Source organism: Luteimicrobium xylanilyticum (genome assembly GCF_009429125.1).
GTDB classification, from domain to species: Bacteria; Actinomycetota; Actinomycetes; order Actinomycetales; family Cellulomonadaceae; genus Luteimicrobium; species Luteimicrobium xylanilyticum.
This window is the reverse complement of sequence record NZ_CP045529.1, coordinates 1,437,573-1,454,825: the sequence shown is the minus strand read 5'-3', so window position 1 is coordinate 1,454,825 and position 17,253 is coordinate 1,437,573. Positions and strand designations below refer to the sequence as shown.

General features: G+C 74.0%; 13 protein-coding genes and 2 tRNA genes. 6 read left to right on the top strand and 9 right to left on the bottom strand.

Annotation, left to right across the window (positions count from 1 at the left end; translation table 11 throughout):
- Positions 1 to 40: 40 nt before the first annotated feature.
- The 4 genes from ettA to KDY119_RS06325 all read right to left on the bottom strand — a co-directional run bounded on the left by ettA (position 41) and on the right by KDY119_RS06325 (position 5,841).
- Positions 41 to 1,723: an energy-dependent translational throttle protein EttA gene (gene ettA / locus KDY119_RS06340; protein ID WP_036951720.1), complete on the bottom strand. Its 1,683-nt coding sequence runs from the start codon at positions 1,721 to 1,723 to the stop codon at positions 41 to 43.
- A gap of 165 nt (positions 1,724 to 1,888) precedes the next feature.
- A complete protein-coding gene (locus KDY119_RS06335) occupies positions 1,889 to 2,461 on the bottom strand; it encodes a single-stranded DNA-binding protein (RefSeq protein WP_153022081.1) in 573 nt (190 codons plus the stop codon).
- Between the two features lie 90 nt (positions 2,462 to 2,551).
- Positions 2,552 to 4,093, bottom strand: coding sequence for a GTP-binding protein (locus tag KDY119_RS06330; protein WP_153022080.1), 1,542 nt, complete (start codon positions 4,091 to 4,093; stop codon positions 2,552 to 2,554).
- A complete protein-coding gene (locus KDY119_RS06325; RefSeq protein ID WP_227994547.1) occupies positions 4,090 to 5,841 on the bottom strand; it encodes a GTPase in 1,752 nt (583 codons plus the stop codon). Before KDY119_RS06325 ends, KDY119_RS06330 begins: the two co-directional genes overlap by 4 nt.
- 79 nt (positions 5,842 to 5,920) lie before the next feature.
- Here KDY119_RS06325 and KDY119_RS06320 point away from each other — a divergent pair.
- A tRNA-Arg gene (locus KDY119_RS06320) sits at positions 5,921 to 5,993 on the top strand.
- Between the two features lie 9 nt (positions 5,994 to 6,002).
- On the opposite strand, the gene KDY119_RS06315 is transcribed toward KDY119_RS06320, so the two are convergent.
- Positions 6,003 to 6,845, bottom strand: a complete 843-nt coding sequence (locus tag KDY119_RS06315; protein ID WP_083890984.1) for a formylglycine-generating enzyme family protein — start codon at positions 6,843 to 6,845, stop codon at positions 6,003 to 6,005.
- A 453-nt stretch (positions 6,846 to 7,298) separates the two neighbouring features.
- Between KDY119_RS06315 and KDY119_RS06310 the strand changes: the two genes are divergently transcribed.
- The 3 genes from KDY119_RS06310 to KDY119_RS06300 are packed head-to-tail and all read left to right on the top strand — an operon-like array spanning position 7,299 to position 9,246.
- Positions 7,299 to 7,934, top strand: coding sequence for a biotin transporter BioY (locus KDY119_RS06310; protein WP_083890930.1), 636 nt, complete (start codon positions 7,299 to 7,301; stop codon positions 7,932 to 7,934).
- Positions 7,935 to 7,936: 2 nt separating this feature from the next.
- The gene (locus tag KDY119_RS06305; RefSeq protein ID WP_227994620.1) at positions 7,937 to 8,626 is read left to right on the top strand and encodes an energy-coupling factor ABC transporter ATP-binding protein; all 690 of its coding nucleotides are present in this window, start codon (positions 7,937 to 7,939) and stop codon (positions 8,624 to 8,626) included.
- On the top strand, positions 8,623 to 9,246 hold the full coding sequence (locus KDY119_RS06300; RefSeq protein WP_153022077.1) for an energy-coupling factor transporter transmembrane component T family protein: 624 nt from the start codon (positions 8,623 to 8,625) through the stop codon (positions 9,244 to 9,246). The genes KDY119_RS06305 and KDY119_RS06300 overlap by 4 nt, the downstream gene beginning before the upstream one ends.
- A 6-nt stretch (positions 9,247 to 9,252) precedes the next feature.
- Here the strand turns inward: KDY119_RS06300 and KDY119_RS06295 are convergent, their stop codons facing one another.
- The gene (locus KDY119_RS06295; RefSeq protein WP_051136675.1) at positions 9,253 to 9,903 is read right to left on the bottom strand and encodes a phosphatase PAP2 family protein; all 651 of its coding nucleotides are present in this window, start codon (positions 9,901 to 9,903) and stop codon (positions 9,253 to 9,255) included.
- Positions 9,904 to 10,470: 567 nt separating this feature from the next.
- Between KDY119_RS06295 and orn the strand changes: the two genes are divergently transcribed.
- Entirely contained in the window at positions 10,471 to 11,076 is a 606-nt protein-coding gene (gene orn / locus KDY119_RS06290) for an oligoribonuclease (RefSeq protein WP_051136762.1), read from the top strand.
- Positions 11,077 to 11,157: 81 nt separating this feature from the next.
- On the opposite strand, the gene KDY119_RS06285 is transcribed toward orn, so the two are convergent.
- The 3 genes from KDY119_RS06285 to trmB all read right to left on the bottom strand — a co-directional run bounded on the left by KDY119_RS06285 (position 11,158) and on the right by trmB (position 13,092).
- Positions 11,158 to 11,230 (bottom strand) — tRNA-His (locus KDY119_RS06285).
- A 140-nt stretch (positions 11,231 to 11,370) separates the two neighbouring features.
- Positions 11,371 to 12,309: an ATP-grasp domain-containing protein gene (locus tag KDY119_RS06280; protein WP_036951739.1), complete on the bottom strand. Its 939-nt coding sequence runs from the start codon at positions 12,307 to 12,309 to the stop codon at positions 11,371 to 11,373.
- Positions 12,310 to 12,333: 24 nt separating this feature from the next.
- Positions 12,334 to 13,092, bottom strand: coding sequence for a tRNA (guanosine(46)-N7)-methyltransferase TrmB (gene trmB, locus KDY119_RS06275; protein ID WP_036951741.1), 759 nt, complete (start codon positions 13,090 to 13,092; stop codon positions 12,334 to 12,336).
- 186 nt (positions 13,093 to 13,278) lie between these two features.
- On the opposite strand from trmB, the gene KDY119_RS06270 reads away from it, so the two are divergent.
- Complete coding sequence (locus tag KDY119_RS06270; protein ID WP_153022076.1) at positions 13,279 to 17,184, top strand: discoidin domain-containing protein; 3,906 nt, start codon at positions 13,279 to 13,281, stop codon at positions 17,182 to 17,184.
- Positions 17,185 to 17,253: the final 69 nt, after the last annotated feature.

Here is a 17,253-nt window from a genome sequence, read left to right as displayed (position 1 = left end):
GGACCGTGCCCGCCCCACCGACGCGCGTGGGCCGGGAAGCTCAGTCGCGCGTGAGCTTGCGGTACGTCACGCGGTGCGGCCGCGCCGCGTCGGCGCCGAGGCGCTGGACCTTGTTCTCCTCGTAGGCCGCGAAGTTGCCCTCGAACCAGTACCAGTTCGCAGGATCCTCGTCGGTGCCCTCCCACGCCAGGATGTGCGTGGCGATGCGGTCGAGGAACCACCGGTCGTGGCTCGTCACGACGACGCAGCCCGCGAAGTCGAGCAGCGCGTTCTCGAGCGAGCCGAGGGTCTCGACGTCGAGGTCGTTGGTCGGCTCGTCGAGGAGCAGCAGGTTGCCGCCCTGCTTGAGCGTGAGCGCGAGGTTGAGGCGGTTGCGCTCACCACCCGACAGCACGCCGGCGGGCTTCTGCTGGTCCGGCCCCTTGAAGCCGAACGAGGCGACGTAGGCGCGCGACGGGATCTCGGTGTTGCCGACCTTGATGAAGTCGAGGCCGTCGGACACGACCTCCCACAGCGTCTTCTTGGGGTCGATGCCGCCGCGCGACTGGTCGACGTACGAGATCTGCACGGTGTCGCCGACCTTGACCTCGCCGCCGTCCGCGGGCTCGAGGCCGACGATCGTCTTGAAGAGGGTCGTCTTGCCCACGCCGTTCGGGCCGATGACGCCGACGATGCCGTTGCGCGGCAGCGTGAACGACAGGCCGTCGATCAGGGTGCGGTCGTCGAAGCCCTTCTCGAGGTCCTTGACCTCGACCACGACACCGCCGAGGCGCGGGCCGGCCGGGATCTGGATCTCCTCGAAGTCGAGCTTCCGGGTCCGCTCGGCCTCCGCCGCCATCTCCTCGTACCGGGCCAGGCGGGCCTTCGACTTGGTCTGGCGGCCCTTGGCGCTGGACCGGACCCACTCGAGCTCGTCCTTGAGGCGCTTGGCGAGCTTGGCGTCCTTCTTGCCCTGGACCTCGAGGCGCGCCTGCTTCTTCTCCAGGTACGTCGAGTAGTTGCCCTCGTACGGGTACAGGCGCCCGCGGTCGACCTCGCAGATCCACTCCGCGACGTGGTCCAGGAAGTAGCGGTCGTGGGTCACCGCGAGGACGGCGCCCGGATAGCTCGCGAGGTGCTGCTCGAGCCACAGCACCGACTCGGCGTCGAGGTGGTTGGTGGGCTCGTCGAGGAGCAGCAGGTCGGGCTGCTCGAGCAGCAGCTTGCACAGCGCGACGCGGCGGCGCTCACCACCGGACAGGAGCTTGACGTCGGCGTCCGGCGGCGGGCAGCGCAACGCGTCCATGGCCTGCTCGAGCTGCGAGTCGAGGTCCCACGCGTTGGCGGCGTCGATGGCCTCCTGCAGCGTGCCCATCTCGGCCATGAGCGCGTCGAAGTCGGCGTCGGGCTCGGCCATGAGGTTCGAGATCTCGTTGAACCGGTCGAGCTTGCCCTTGATCTCGGCGACGCCTTCCTCGACGTTGCCGAGGACCGTCTTGTCGTCGTTGAGCGGAGGCTCCTGCAGCAGGATCCCGACCGAGTAGCCGGGCGACAGCCGGGCCTCGCCGTTCGACGGCTGGTCGAGCCCCGCCATGATCTTGAGGATCGTCGACTTCCCCGCCCCGTTGGGGCCCACGACGCCGATCTTGGCGCCGGGCAGGAAGTTGAGCGACACGTCGTCGAGGATGACCTTGTCGCCGTGCGCCTTGCGCGCCTTGTACATGGAGTAGATGAACTCAGCCACCGGTTGTGTTCCGCCTGTCACGATCGTTCGGGAGGACGTGGGGCGCCGCCCGCCGCGGCACCGGGGCGGCTTCGGTAGAACCTGCCCGGCGCGGGCCGGGCGCCCGCGACCCACCAGCCTACGCGGTCGGGGCGCCGTGCCGCGCCCCACGTCCGCCACCAGGCGCTACACGCCGGCGGCAACCGGCTCGCGCTCCTCGTCGCCCGACCCGGCGAGACCCGCACCGTCCGCCTGCCCGCCGGTCGCCTCGGGGTCGTCCTCGAGCGCCGGCAGCCCCGCCGCCCAGGGGTCGTCCGAGACCGGCGGCTCGGCCTCCGCACCGTCGGCCGGTCCCCCGGTCCCCGGTGCGGTCCGGTCGCGCTCGTCCGGCGTGCTGCGGTGGACGGTCCGCGCGAACCTCGCCTGCCCGCGCGACAGGTCGTGGCCCACGGCGCGCGCCTCCAGCACGAGGGAGGTCCGCGGTCCGTCGGGGCTGATCCACTCGTCGACGCCGAGCACCCCCGTCGCGATGACAGGCTCGCCCTTGCGCAGCGACTCCGCCACGTTGCGCGCCATGTCGCGCCACGACTTGACCGTGAACCAGAGGGTCTGGCCGTCGACCCACTCGCCCTTGGTCCGGTCGAAGAACCGCCGCGTCGTCGCCATCCGGAACGTCGTGAACGACGTGCCGGTCGCGGACACGAACTGGCGCGGGTCGTCTCCCACGAATCCGGTCAGGGTGGTCAGGGCCTCGCTCATCGCTGTCTCCTCGGGTCGTGGGCCGGCCCGTCGCCGACCACGTCCCGCACAGCGTGCCGCGCGGTGCCCGTCCCGCGACGGGCCGCGACCTCAGGGTGTGGACGGCTCGGCTTCGGCGGCAACTGTGGGTAGTCCTCGAGCCGCGGTGAGCGGGGCTCCGCGCGAAGCATCCTGCGCGAGCCCGGCGAGCCGGCGCACCTCGTCGCGCTGCCCGAGGATGCGTTCCGTCGGTGCGAGCAGCCCGCCCCGCACGACGCGCTCGAGCGCCATCCGGCCGGACCGCACGACGGCCTCGCGGCGTCGTCGGGCGAGGGTCCGGCGGGTGCGCCACGCGACGAGGAACAGGGCGAGCGCGACCACGATCGCCCCCACCGCGACGAACGCGAACACCTCGCCGAACGGCTCCCCGACGTCGATCACGTGCAGGCTCGCGAGGATCGCGACCACGCCGGCCAGGACCGCCACGACGAGCAGGACGAGCGCCGTGCGCCGCAGCGGCCGTGCCGACGACGGGCCACGGGTGTCGAGCGGGATGGTCTCGAGCTCACGCCGGCAGGCGAGGACGATCTCGCTCGGTGTCGCGAGACCGGACGCGAGCGCGTCCGCCCACCCGCGCCGCAGCCCCTTGCCGGCCCGGGCCAGCCACCGCGACCGCGAGCCCGCGACCGCGTCGGTCTGGATCTCCCCGAACTCCGGCCGGCCGTAGCCGCGCCGGATCACGCTCTGCACCTGCGCGCCGACCCCGTCGAGGCCGACGGCCTGCACCAGGGCGCCGACCTCCTCGTGCAGGGCGGCGTCGGCGTCCCAGGGCGCACCGGGCGGCGTCGAGTCGAGCAGGACGCGGCCGGCGCGGTCCAGCTCGGCCGCGGCCCGGCCTGCGGCCACGGAGCGCCGGGCGACCGCCTGCTCGAGCACGTCCCGCAGCTCGCCCACCCCCTCGCCCGTCCGCGCCGAGACACCCAGGACCGGGACGTCGTGGAGGCCGTCCTCGACGAGCAGCCGGCCGACGTCGGCGAGCAGGGACTCGCGTCGCCCCTCGGGGATCGTGTCGACCTGGTTCACCACGACGACCATGGACGCCTCCATGCCCACGGACTCGCGCAGGTAGCCCGAGTGCAGGGCGTCGTCGGCGTACTTCTGCGGGTCCACGACCCACACGAGCAGGTCCACGAGCGGCAGGACCCGGTCGACGACCTGCCGGTGGGCGGGCTGGATCGAGTCGTGGTCGGGCAGGTCCAGGAGCACGAGGCCCCGCAGCCCTTCCTCGGCGTCGCCGTCGAGCAGCGACTCGCGCGTGATCCGGCGCTCCCGGCTCACGCCGACCCAGTCGAGCAGCGGCTCGGCGTCGTCGCTCCAGGAGCAGGCCGTGACCTCGGCCGTCGTCGGACGCCTGACCCCGACGTCCGCGAACGTGAGCCGCGAGATCGCGTTGAACAGGCTCGACTTGCCCGAGCCGGTCCCCCCGGCGAGCGCCACGACCGTGTGGTCGACGCCGAGCGCGAGCCGTTCGCGCACCGAGCCGACCGCGGTCTCCACGTCGGACACCACGTCGGGGTCGACCCGGTCGTGCGCGATCCGCAGCGCGTTCTCGAGGTCGTCGGTGCGCGCGCGCAGGCGAGCGTCGTCGGTCATGCCGCTCCTTCCTTCCCGTGCGTGGCTTCGCCGGCCTCGCGCCCCGTCCCCCGCCCGACGGCGGCCGGTCCGGACGGCGTCCGTGCGCCGCCACCGCGCATCGCGCGGGCGTGGCGGGTCTGCCGCACGAGCTCGGCCCGGCGCAACCGGAGCCCGGAGGCCGCGTCGTCGGCGAAGGCCCGGCCGTCGACGCGCGCGAGCACACCCTCGGCCACGGCGTCGGGGACCGCAGCCACCCGGTCGGCGAGCGAGGTCCGGAGCGTCTCCACGATCGTGCCCGCGTCGTCAGCGACGACCCGCGAGGCCGCCCGGGCGGCGTCGTCGAGGCCCGCGGCCCCGAGCAGGAGGAGCGCCGCGAGGCCCCGCTCCCCGTACGCCTGCCGAGCAGCCTCGGCCCGTGTTCCCGTGAGCGCCCGGACGGCGGACCGGGCCTCGTCCTCCCACGCGCTCGCCACCGCGCGGGCCTGAGCCGGACGATCCGCAGCGCTCTCGCTGACGAGGGGCGCGACGTCCGGGCCGCCCGCGGGGGCACCGTCCCCGGTGAGCGCGGCCTGCAGGGCGGTGTCCGCCGCGTCGGCGGTGCTCTCCCAGGTGTGCCCGACGGACGCCAGCAGGTCGGCGAGCACGGGCTCGATCGCCGCCTCGCGCTTGCGCCCGGCCCGTTTGGTGGAGCGGGCGACGCCGTCCTTGACCTTCACGGCATCGACCCTGGCGTGCGCGAGCTGCGCCCAGCCCGACGCCACCGAGCCGTGCGCGACGCCGCCCGCGAGGACCCCGCTCCGAGCGGCGGACCTCACCTCGGGCAGGCCCGCACGGACCGCCGAGCGGATCTCGGCCCCGGCCGCGACCTGCGCCTCGACCGCCTCCGCCAGCCGTGCCACCCAGGCGGGCAGCGCGTCGAGCGAGCCCTGGAGCGTGCGCACGACGACCGACCGCGAACGCTCCCGGCCCGCGAGCAACGTGAGCCAGCGGCGCACGGGTGCGACGACCGCGTCGTCGAGCAGGCCCTCGTGCGGGCCCAGGTCCGGCACGACGAACAGGGGCGTCGACTCCATGCCGTGCTCGCGGAGCCGCGCCATGAGGTCCGTGCGGATCGTCGGGAGCGTGTCGCGCGGCACCCGGTTGAGGACCATCGCGACGCTCGCCCCGCGCTCGGTGGCGAGCTCGAGCGTCTGCCACGGCAGCGCGTCCCCGTACCGGGCCGCCGTCGTGACGAACAGCCACAGGTCGGCGCCCTCGAGCAGCAGCCGGGCGGTGTCGCGGTTCGACTCCTCCAGGGAGTCGAGGTCCGGCGCATCGAGCAGCGCGATGCCCCGCGGCACCGCCTCGCTCACCGCGACGCGCGACTGCGTCGTGGCCGGCGCCTGGGCCGGCACCACCTCCGCGTCCGCCGGGTGGTGCGCGTAGACGGGCTCGCGCGTCGTCGGGCGCAGGACCCCCGCCGGCGAGACCTCCGCGCCCAGCACCGAGTTGTACAGCGTCGACTTGCCGGCGCCCGTCGAGCCCGCCACCACGACGACCGCCGGTGCGCTCAGCTCCTTGAGCCGCGGCAGCAGGTGCTGGTCGAGCTGGCCGAGCAGGCGCTCGCGGGAGCCGAGGGCGTCGTCGCGCCCGGGCAGGTCGAGCGGCAGGCGCACCGCCGCCACGTCGCGACGCAGGTCGCGCACGACGTCGTAGAGCGTGGGCGTGAACGCCTCGGCGGCCTCCGGCGCGCCCCGGTCGGCGCCTGACGGTGGTCGCTGGGTCACGTCCATCATCTTTGCTGCTCACCGCGCCAGCGCAAACCGCGCCGCGCCGGAGCGTGCCGGGTGACTACGATGGGCGCGCGCCTCGATAGCTCAATGGATAGAGCAACGGCCTTCTAATCCGTAGGTTGCAGGTTCGAGTCCTGCTCGGGGCACGACGACCCTCATCTCGCGCAGCGGAAGCCGAGGTGGGAGGTCGCGGAGTCGTCGGACTGAGGCGACCGAGCCGCGGGCCGGTACCGGCGGCAGTACTCGGGCGCACACAGGTGCGACCCGCCCTTGGTCGCCCGCGCGACCCGCGGTGAGGTCGTCGGCGCGAGCAGACCCGCCCGGCCGCCCGGCTCCGGCGCCCGGGAACCGGGCGGGAAGTGGCGTGGCGCGAAGAGGTCGGACGTCCACTCCCAGACGTTGCCGATCAGGTCCACCAGGCCGTACCCGTTGGCCGGGTAGCTGCCGACCGGCGAGGTCCCGCCCCAACCCTCGTTGCGGTACGGGAAGGCACCCAGCCAGGTGTTCGCGAGCACCGCGCCGTCGGGCGTGCGCTCGTCGCCCCACGCGTACTCGGCCCCGTCGAGCCCGCCGCGCGCGGCGTACTCCCACTCGGCCTCGCTCGGCAGACGGCGGCCGGCCCAGTCCGCGTAGGCGGCCGCGTCGGCGTAGGCGACCTGGACGACCGGGTGGTCGGGCGTGTCGAGGGCGTCCGAGCCCGGACCGTGCGGGCGACGCCAGCACGCACCGGGTTCCCAGCGCCACCATCGCCGCCAGTCCCCGAGGTCCACCGGCCCGTCGGTGGGGGTGAAGACGAGGGCGCCCGGGACCAGGTCCGCGGGGTCCGCGCCGGGGAAGTCCCCCGGATCGAGCTCGCGCTCGGCCACCGTCACGTACCCGGTCGCCGCCACGAACTCCGCGAACTGACGGACGGTCACGGGGTGACGCTCGATCGCGAACCCCTCGACTTCCCGCTCGTGCGCGGGCCGCTCTTCGGGATAGTGCCGGTCGGAGCCCATCCGGAACGTCCCGCCCGGCAGAGTCACGAGCTCGGTGAGGTCCACCCCGCCAGCATAGGAAGCCCGCCCAAAGTGGTCGCGGACGCTCGACCTTCTGGACGAGCAGGGACCACGACGTCCCCGACGAGGACGTCGCGAGCGGCGGCAGCCGGAGCGGCCGTCGTCCACGGGCTACGACCGGTCCGGCGGGCTCATCGGCGGCGAGACGAACCCGTGGCACCCCGACCCGTTCCGTGGACCGGCCCCGAGCAGGCGCCACCGCCGCGCTCGCGCGCGTGGCGGTCCCGGACACCGTGAGGGTCGCGCCCGGTCGTTCGTGGGATGTCGACAACGCCTTGTCGACACCCACCAACGACCGGCCCCGAACTCGCACGTCAACTGCGCTCCCCCCGTGGCGGACGGTGCGAGACAGTTGTCGACGACGCACCAACCGACCGCGAGCCAGGGAGACCCATGAGCGCCACCGAGCCCGTCACGACCACGGACGCCACGCCCGACCCCTCGGCCCCGTCCGCACGTCGGCGGTTCACCGTGACGGCGCCCGACGCCGCCCGCATCGCCTCGTTCGCGGCCCTGATCTGCGTGCTCGCGCTGACCCCGGCGATCTCGGTCGGCTCGGCTCTCGCGCCGATCACCCTGCAGACGCTCGGCGTCATGCTCGCCGGTGCGCTCCTCGGCTGGTGGCGCGGCGCCCTGGCCGCCGTGACCTACCTGCTCCTCGCGCTCGCCGGGCTGCCGGTGCTCGCCGGCGGCACGGGCGGCGTCGAGCCGTTCGTGGGTCCGACCGCGGGCTACCTCTACGGGTTCGTCCTCGGCGCGGCGGCGACCGGGTGGCTCGTCGACCGGATCCGTGGCCGCGTCACCGCGCCGAAGGTCCTCGGCGCCGCGCTCGTCGGCGGCGTCGCCGTGATCTACGCCGTCGGCATCCCCGTCTCCGCGGCAGTCGCCGGGATCCCGCTGTCCACCGCGATCACCGGGTCGTGGGTCTTCCTGCCCGGCGACCTGCTCAAGGCCGTCCTCACCGCGCTCGTCGTGGCCGCCGTCGTGCGCGCGTACCCGCCGGCAGGCCCGGCCGCCCGGCGCCGGTGAGGATCGCGCTCGACCACGTGCACGTCCGCCTCGGCGAGCGCGACGTGCTGCGCGGGATCGACCTCGAGCTCACCGAGCACCGGATCGGCGTCGTCGGCGCGAACGGCTCGGGCAAGTCGACCCTCGCCCGGCTCCTCAACGGGCTCGTCGTCCCGACCCGCGGCGACGTCGTCGTCGACGGGCTCGACACCCGCTCGCAGGGTGCCGCGGTCCGCCGGCGCGTGGGCTTCGTGTTCACCGACCCGGACGCCCAGATCGTCATGCCGACCGTCGCCGAGGACGTCGCCTACTCGCTGCGCCCCCGCCGCGGCGAGCCCGGCCTGCCCGCCGCCGAGCGGGCCGCCGTCGTGCACGCCGCCCTCGCCGAGCGCGGGCTCGCCGACCATGCGGACCACCCCGCGCACCTGCTCTCGGGGGGCCAGAAGCAGCTCCTCGCGATCACGTCCGTCCTCGTCACGAACCCGCGCCTGCTCGTGGCCGACGAGCCGACCACGCTCCTCGACCTGCGCAACGCCCGGGCCGTCGGGCGGCTCCTGCGCTCCGTGGACCAGCAGGTCGTCGTCGTCACGCACGACCTCGACCTGCTCGACGGCTACGACCGCGTCCTCGTGGTCGACGACGGCCGGGTCGTCGCCGACGACGAGCCTGCTCCGGCCCTGGCGTTCTACCGCCGGCTCATGGGGGCGGGATGAGCCGCTTCCGGTCGGGCGCCGGGCTCCTCGGCGCGTACGTGCCACGGGACTCGGCGATCCACCGCGCCCCCGCCGGGCTCAAGCTCGTCGCGCTCGCCGTCGTCTCGGTCGCCGTGCTGCTGGTCCGCTCCTGGTGGGGCGTCGGGACGCTCGCGGTCCTCGTCGTCGCCGTCGCCGCCGCGTCCCGGGTCGGCGCCCGGGCGCTCCTCGTGCAGCTCCGGCCCCTCGTCTGGCTCGTGCCCGCGGTCCTCGCGCTCCAGTGGTGGGCGCACGGCCCGGCGCGCGCGGCGGTGCTGAGCGCGCGGCTCGTGCTGCTCGTCGCGCTCGCGGCGCTCGTCGTGCTGACGACCCGCACCACCGACGTGCTCACCGCGATCGAGCGCGGCGCCCGGCCCCTGCGGGTCGTGGGGGTCCGGCCCGAGCGGGTCGCGCTCGTCCTCGCGCTCGCGATCCGCTCCGTGCCCGTGCTCGCGGCGCTCGCCGACGACGTCCGCGACGCCCAGCGCGCCCGGGGGCGCGAGCGGGACCTCCGGGCGTTCGCCGTGCCGCTCGTCGTCGGGACCCTGCGACGGGCCGACGCGCTCGGCGACGCCCTGCGGGCGCGCGGCGTCGACGACTGACAGCCGTCAGCCCGCCCCGGCCGGGCGTCGCGGGACGAGCACCAGCACCCCGACGGCGAACCCGAGCGCGGCCCCCGCGACCACGTCCGTGAGGAAGTGGTACCCGAGGTACAGCCGGCTCAGCGCGACGAGCGCCGTCACCACCACCGCGCCCGACGACGCCACCCACCACCACGTCGCAGACCTTCCCTGGGCGACGCCGAGCAGGCAGACCAGGGCCGTCACCAGGGTCGCGGCACCCATCGTGTGGCCCGAGGGGAACGAGTGGGTGACCACCGAGCCGGGCACGCTCTGCGAGAGGTCGGGCGGCCGGGGCCGCGCGACCGCCGCCTTGAGGACCAGCGAGCAGACGAGCTGCACGACCATCGCAGCGGCCAGCAGCACGGGTCGCCACCCGCGTCCCGTGCGCCACCACCACGCGGCGCAGCCCACCGCGACCGCCAGCGGGAGGACGGTCGAGCCGAAGATCGTCGAGACGGCCGTCATCACGGACGTGACCGCCGCCGTCCGGTGCGCCACGAACCACGCGAGCACCGGCTCGTCGGCGTGCGCGAGCCCCGTGCCCGTGGCCACCTGCACGAGCACCGCCACGAACACGACGACGGCTGCCGCCGACAGCAGCCAGGCGCGGCGCGCCGTCCCGCGAGGCTCCCCCATGCCCGCACCCTACGGGTGCCGACGAGAGCGTGCCGAAAAGAGAGTGCGCTGTGTCACACCCTGCTGGGAGGCTTGAGCCATCACCGCGGTGAGGTACCACGAGCACGTTGCGGTCGCCCGCAGCACGTGACCAGGTCTGATCAGCCCGGCCGGCTCGCACGTCACACGCACAGCAGGGAGAACACGATGCATCCCGAGATGATGTTCCGCGCCGCGGACATCGCCAGGAGAGAGAGGCTCGAGGAGGCGACGCGACGCCGCGAGGCCATGCGTTTCGTCACCTCCCGCGTCCCGGCACGCACCCGCGTGCCGCACCGCAGGGCCGCATGACACGCGTCAGCGGGAGCCCGCACCGGAGCAGAACCGGCGACGGTCCCGTCGCAGCCCGCACCATCCCGAGTGCCCCGTCGGCACCGGCCCACCCGGCCGGAGCGGCGGGGCACTCGCCTGTCCGGGGGCGGTGACGGACAGCACACCGTCGGCCGCGGCACGTACCCTGTGGTCGTGAGCCCACTGACGCCCGCCCCCAGCCCCAGCACCGACCGGATCGTCTGGATCGACTGCGAGATGACCGGCCTGTCGCTCACCGACGACGCGCTGATCGAGGTCGCCGCGGTCGTCACGGACTCCGAGCTCCACGTGCTCGGCGACGGGATCGACGTCCTCATCACGCCGCCTGCCGAGGCCCTCGAGCAGATGGGCGACTACGTGCGCACCATGCACACGTCGTCCGGCCTGCTCGACGAGCTCGCCGACGGCACCACCATGGCCGACGCGCAGGCCCGGGTGCTCGACTACGTCCGCACCTGGGTCCCCGAGCCCAACAAGGCACCGCTCGCCGGCAACTCCGTCGGGACGGACAAGACGTTCCTCGACCGCGACATGCCCGAGCTCGTCGAGCACCTGCACTACCGGATCGTCGACGTGTCCTCCATCAAGGAGCTCGCGCGCCGCTGGTACCCGCGCGTGTACTTCCAGGCGCCCAAGAAGCAGGGCGGACACCGGGCCCTCGCGGACATCCTCGAGTCCATCGACGAGCTGCGCTACTACCGTGAAGCGCTGTTCGTCCCGCAGCCGGGTCCCGACTCGAAGTCCGCCAAGGCCGTCGCCGCTCGTGTGCTCGCGACCCCCTCGCGGGCAGGCGCGACGAGCGCCTCCGACGCCGAGGCGTGACGCCGGGGCCGACGCCGAGGCCCCCGAGCACGACGAAGGCCCCGGCCGATCCTCGAGGATCGGCCGGGGCCTTCGTGCCGGGGTGAGTAACGGGACTTGAACCCGCGACCCCCTGGACCACAACCAGGTGCTCTACCAGCTGAGCTATACCCACCATGCGGGGCGTGCTGACACGCTTCCCACGCTTCGACCCCGGTGCTTGCCACACCAGGGGCCGACGAAAAGTGTACCCGGTCGCCACGGGTCTTCGTGACCATCCCGGCGCCGGCGAACGAGGCCGCCGCGGGACGAGGCCTACGACACCCGGGCCCGGAGCGCCCGGAGCGCGATCGCGTCGGCGAACCGGTCGAGCGCGTCGCCGTCGTACCCCAGGAACAGCGACGGCTCGGTGAGCTCGAGCTCGATGACCTGCGGTGCGCCGAGCGCGTCAGGCACGAGGTCGACCCGTGCATAGAGAGGCTTGGTCGCACCGGGCAGCACCTCCGCGGCCGCGGCCAGCGTCCGCTCCGCGACGGCGAGCTGCTCCGGCGTGGCGACGGCGCGCTCGATCTGCTCCTTGACGTACAGGGCGGCGTCGTCGGCGTCGTAGGGCCCGCTGAGCAGGGCACGCTTGGTGACCGCGTGCGAGAACCGCCCGTCGACGTAGATCAGCCCGGTCTCGCCGGTCGTGTCGACGGCCTGCTGGTACGGCTGGATCATGACGTGCCGACCCTCTTCGAGCAGCTCGAGCGCATGCCGGATCCCGAGCCCGCGCTCCGTCGCGTCCCCGGACTCGTACCGCCCGGTGCCCTGCGCCCCGGCACTCACCGTGGGCTTGATCACGAAGTCGCCGTGCGCCGGCATCCGCGTGTGGACGGCCCGCGCGCTGAGGTTCCGCTCGGGATCGAGCCACACCGTCGGGATGGTGGGCACGCCGTGCTCCGCGAGCTCGCGCAGGTACGCCTTGTCGCTGTTCCAGGCGATGACGTCCGCCGGGTTGACGAGACTGGGCACCGTCCGCGCCCAGGCGACGAACTCGTCGCGCCGCGGCGCGTAGTCCCAGGCGGAACGCACGACGACGAGGTCGTACGCCGCCCAGTCGACGTCCGGGTCGTCCCACACGGCCGGGCTCGCGGCCACACGTCGGTCGGCGAGCGCGGCGATCAGCGGGACGTCGTCGGGGTCGAGATCGGGCAGCTCCGCGCACGTCACGAGTGCGGCACGAAGACGGCTGGGGGCGAGGTCGTCGGTCACACGACCGAGCGTAGCCGTCGCGCGTCAGCCGCGCGGGGCGCGCGCGTACGCGAGGTCGTGGACGACCCGGCCCGCGGCGGTGCCCTTGCGTTCGAAGCCCGTCAGCACGCGCCCCTCGAAGCGCGGCGCCCACCCGTCCTCGGTCGTCGCCCCGTCGCGCACGAACCCGGACGCGGCCTCGAGGAGCTCGCGGACCTGCTCGGCGTACGGCTCCCAGTCGGATGCGAACCGCAGCACACCGCCGTCCACGAGGACACGCTCGGCGAGCGGGAGGAACGCCTGGTCGACGAGGCGCCGCTTGGTGTGCCGGGCCTTGCGCCACGGGTCGGGGAAGAAGACCCACAGCTCGTCGACGCTCGCCTCGGGCAGCGCGGAGGCGAGCACCTCGGGCGCGTTCGCCTGGACGAGGCGCAGGTTCTCGACGCCGGCCTCGGCGGCCTGCCGGGCGGTGTGCGCGAGCCCGGGCTCGTAGACCTCGACGGCGACGAAACGGGTGCCCGGGCGCGCCCCGGCGGCTGCGACGACCGCGTCGCCCTGCCCCGAGCCGATCTCGACGACGACGGGCCCCTGTCCGGGCGGGACGGCCCCGAGGTCGAGCCGGTACGCGGGGTCCACGGACGTCGAGGCCGCCGCCCGCGGCACGTCGACGAGGTAGCGGCGCCGCTGCTCGTCCCAGAGACGCTGCTGCCCGTCGCTCAGTCGACGGCTGCGACGGACGAACGAGACCGGCACCGTCCGGTGGGACGATGCCGGTCCGGAGGCTGTGACGACGGGCTCGGGCACCGGCCCAGTCTAGGTGGACGGCCGAAGCCGACACTGATTGACAGCGTTGCCATATCGGGACGACACTGCCATCGGACCCGCGCCGCAGGTTCGCCGTTCCACCCGATTCCGAGGAAGCAATCGAGTATGGAGACCACGTCGTCATCCCGGCAGCGAACCCCCGGCGGCCTCGTCCGACGAGCCGTCGTGGGCCTCGTGGCAGCCGCCCTCGCGATCCCGGCCACCGCCGCCGCATCCGCCGCCGCCGCGGACGCCCCCGCCCCCGCCCCCGCCCCCGGCCAGGCCGTCGCCTACGGTGCCCCCGACCCGATCGCGGCGCAGTACTACGCCGCGCTGCTGCGCCACACCCGGTGGGCCGAGACGGTCTGGGACGCCGACGCCGGATACTTCAAGGCCGCCGACTTCGACTTCGACGTCGTGCTCGGCAACGCCGTCCTCCTCACCCACGGCGACTACGACGCGGCACTGGCGGGCGTCTCGAAGGAGGTCCTGCGCCGGCAGACCGTCGCGACCATCGAACACTTCGCCGCCACCAACCGGCTCGTCGACCCGAAGGGCACCTGGGGCAAGCAGCTGTTCTGGGACTCGACGTTCGAGTCCTACTTCCTCGACGCGGGCCGCCTGCTCTGGGACGAGCTCGACGCGCAGACGCGAGCCAACCTCAGGACCATCGCCGTCGGGCAGGCCACGTACACCGCCGACCTCGACTACGGGCAGGACCCGCTCTCCGGCAGCTGGACGGCGGACTGGCCGACGGGCAAGTACGACGGCGACACCGCCCAGGAGGAGTCCGGCGTCTACGGGCAGTCGCTCGCCCCGGGGCTCGCGTGGGCGCCCGACGACGCCGACGCCGGACGCTGGTCCACCCAGTTCGGCGACTGGCTGCGCAACGCCGCCGGCCAGCCGACAGCCGACGCCAACAACCCGGCCGTCGTCGGGGGCAAGCCGATCTCGAGCAACACGACCCACAACATCTACGACACGTACGTCGTCGACAACCACGGGTCGGTCGAGCCGCACTACCAGTCCGACATCTGGCGGTCCGGCGGTCGCAACGCGATCCAGTTCATCCTCAACGACCAGCCGCTGCCCGCGATCCTGACCCAGCAGCCGAACTCGGCCGAGCTGTGGCGCTCGCTCGAGCTGCTGATGTCGGACCAGGGCGAGCCGTTCATGCCGATGAAGAACGACCGCGAGTTCCTCTACGGCCGGGACGTGCTGCCGGTGGCGTTCGTCGGTCAGGTGCTGCGCGACCCGGACGCGGTGCGTGCGGAGGCGAACCTCGCTGCCGCCCTCGCCGACTACCAGGCGTACGCGCCGACCGACCGGCTCACGAAGTTCTCCGGCGAACCGAAGTACGAGCCGGAGGCGCGCGCCGAGATCGGCATCGCCTACCTCCTGCACGTCCACGCGGCCGAGTCCGCGGACGGTGTCGTCCAGCCGACCTCCGAGTCCGAGTTCTTCTCGCACCTGTCCGGAGTACGCGACTACGGCGAGGAGGCCGGCCTCACCGTGCAGCAGTCGGCCGACGCCTGGGCGGGAGCATCCAGCCGCACGGGCTACGTCAAGTTCCCGTGGGCGCCGCAGCACGACAGCTGGCTGTTCTACGAGTCCGACACGACCCCGTTCCTCTACCCGCGCACCAGCACGCCCGTCGACGGCCGGACCACGGCGACCTACACCTCACCGCGCGACGGGTTCGAGGGGACTGCGTCGATGTTCCGGCTCGGGGGCGGTTACGCGGGACAGGTCACGCTCCCGACCGGCGCGGCGGTGTACGCCTCGAGCGGTGCAGGGCGCGGCGACGGCACCGTGACGGTCCGCAACCTCGACATGAGCGGCTACGACGGGCTCGACGGCTCCCGCACCTACACGACCGCGGAGGGCACGACCACCGAGAGCCTGCCGGTCACTCCCGCTGCGGACCCCGCGGACGCCAAGGCGGCGCGGATCGACGACCTCGCGCTCACCACTCCTGTGTCGGCGCGCTACGTGCGCATGCTGGGCGAGCAGGGCGACGCGAAGTACGGGTACTCGCTGTACGCGCTGCACGTCTACGGCGCCGGCGCCACGACCGACCTGGCCGCAGGCAGGCCCGCCACGGCATCGAGCGAGGACACCACGAACGGCAGGACGGCGGCTCGAGCGACCGACGGCGACCCCGCGACCCGCTGGGCGGTGTCGACGGCCGAGCGCACGCGCGCGGACTCGTGGCTCCAGGTCGACCTCGGCACGGAGCGCACCGTCGGCGCCGTACGGCTCGCGTGGGAGGCCGCCGCGGGGTCGCGCTACCTCGTGCAGACCTCGACCGACGGGGTCACGTGGACCACGCGCACGGCGTACGGGGCGACGAACCCGCTGGACGCGAACGCGAAGCGCGTCGACTCGGTCGACCTCACGCCGCCGGGCGCGTCGTCGCCGTCGCCCGTCGACGCGCGGTACGTGCGGATGCAGGGGGTCCAGGGAGACGCGAGCTACGGCTACTCGCTGTACTCGTTCCGCGCGTACACGCCGACCGGGGTCGACGCCGCGGCGGGGCGTCCGGCCACGGCGTCCAGCGCTGCTTCGGGCAACCCCGCGAGCGCCGTCACGGACGCCAGCGCGACGACCCGATGGGCCGTCTCGGTGGCCGACCGCAGGCGCGACGACTCGTGGCTCCAGGTCGACCTCGGCGCGCCCACCCAGGTCACTTCCGTCCAGCTCGCCTGGGAGGCGGCCGCGGGACGCCGGTACCGCATCCAGACGTCGCTCGACGGCACCACGTGGACCGACGCCGCAACCTTCCGGTACACGGGGGACGAGATCACGAGCACGAACGGTCGCTGGCTGGACGTGGACGGCAAGGCGGGGTTCGTCGTCCGCGGGTCCGACGCGCCGATCACGGTGTCACGCGAGGACGACGCGCACCACGCGGTGGAGCTCGTGGACTCCCCCGACGGCGCGACGTCGCCGTTCCTCGTGGAGATGCTGCCGGGCGACGCCGCCGCCACGAAGGCGGACGCGGCGCTCCCCCAGCCGGCGACCGGCGACGCGGGACTGGTCGCCAGCACGCTCGACGGCTACCTCTCGCTGTTCAACCTGACGGGTTCGGAAGTCACCACGCAGGTCACGCTGCCCTACGCCGGTGCCGACGTCTCGCTCTTCGAGGGAACCCAGAAGCTCGGGTCGAACGCCTCCACCCTCACCGTGACCGTGCCCGCCGGTACCGCCGCCGTCCTCGCGCCGCGGTTCAAGGTTCCGGTCTCGGCAGCTCGCCGCGGGCTCGAGGCGACCGTCGGGGACGGCCGGACGCTGACGGTGCAGGGCGCGACAGCGATGCTCGGCGTGACGAACGTCGAGACCGGGGCCCACCGGACCACGCTGGTCACGTCGCGGCGCGCGAGCACCGTCGCGTTCGCCACGGCATCACCGTTCCCGGTGCAGGACCTCGCGCTGAGCACGATCACCTTCCCGGGCTCGGTGCTGCCGGACGGGATGACCTCTCCCGCGCGCGCGGTCGACGGCGACCCCGCCACGTCGTGGACGCCCGGCCCGAGCGGCCGGATGGTCACGGACCTCGGTGCCGCGCACGCCGTGGGCTCGGTCGTGCTCCAGTGGGACGGGACCAAGGTGCCCGCCTCCGTCGTCTCCGTCAGCGACGACGGGCTCACGTTCCACGACGTGGGCAGCACCTCGAAGGGTGCCTCGACCGGCGTCGTCCGCGTAGACGCCACCACCCGCTACGTCGCCGTCTCCACGCGGTGGAAGGACGGCGACGCCGGCCTCGCCTCGCTGAGCGTCGTGCCGGCGGGCGCCACCCAGGAGCCCGTCCCGACGCTCACGGTGGCGGCGTCAGACCGGACCGTCCAGGGCCTGCCCGGGCTCGTCGGCGTCCACGTGAGCTCGCGCGGCGAGCCGCTCGGCGGGGCGGTCCGTGTGGCCGTCGACGGCGCGCCCGTACGCACGGCGACCCTGCTCCTGGGTACGACCGTCGTGGCGCTGCCCGCGACGCTGAGCGCGGGCCGGCACACGCTCGACGTCGCATACCTCGGGGGCTCCGCCACCTCGCTGGTCACGAGGAAGCAGGCCTTCACGGTCGTGAAGCGACGCTGACCGACGCGAGTCGGCAGGAACGGCGAAGGCCGCCCGCGTCGAGCGGGCGGCCTTCGCCGTGTGGTGTGG

Excerpts from the sequence above, each read along its gene's own strand:
- KDY119_RS06335 (WP_153022081.1), bottom strand. The coding sequence starts at position 2,461 with ATGAGCGAGGCCCTGACCACCCTGACCGGATTCGTGGGAGACGACCCG.
- KDY119_RS06330 (WP_153022080.1), bottom strand. The coding sequence starts at position 4,093 with ATGACCGACGACGCTCGCCTGCGCGCGCGCACCGACGACCTCGAGAAC.
- KDY119_RS06315 (WP_083890984.1), bottom strand. The coding sequence starts at position 6,845 with ATGGGCTCCGACCGGCACTATCCCGAAGAGCGGCCCGCGCACGAGCGG.
- KDY119_RS06310 (WP_083890930.1), top strand. The coding sequence starts at position 7,299 with ATGAGCGCCACCGAGCCCGTCACGACCACGGACGCCACGCCCGACCCC.
- KDY119_RS06300 (WP_153022077.1), top strand. The coding sequence starts at position 8,623 with ATGAGCCGCTTCCGGTCGGGCGCCGGGCTCCTCGGCGCGTACGTGCCA.
- KDY119_RS06295 (WP_051136675.1), bottom strand. The coding sequence starts at position 9,903 with ATGGGGGAGCCTCGCGGGACGGCGCGCCGCGCCTGGCTGCTGTCGGCG.
- orn (WP_051136762.1), top strand. The coding sequence starts at position 10,471 with ATGACCGGCCTGTCGCTCACCGACGACGCGCTGATCGAGGTCGCCGCG.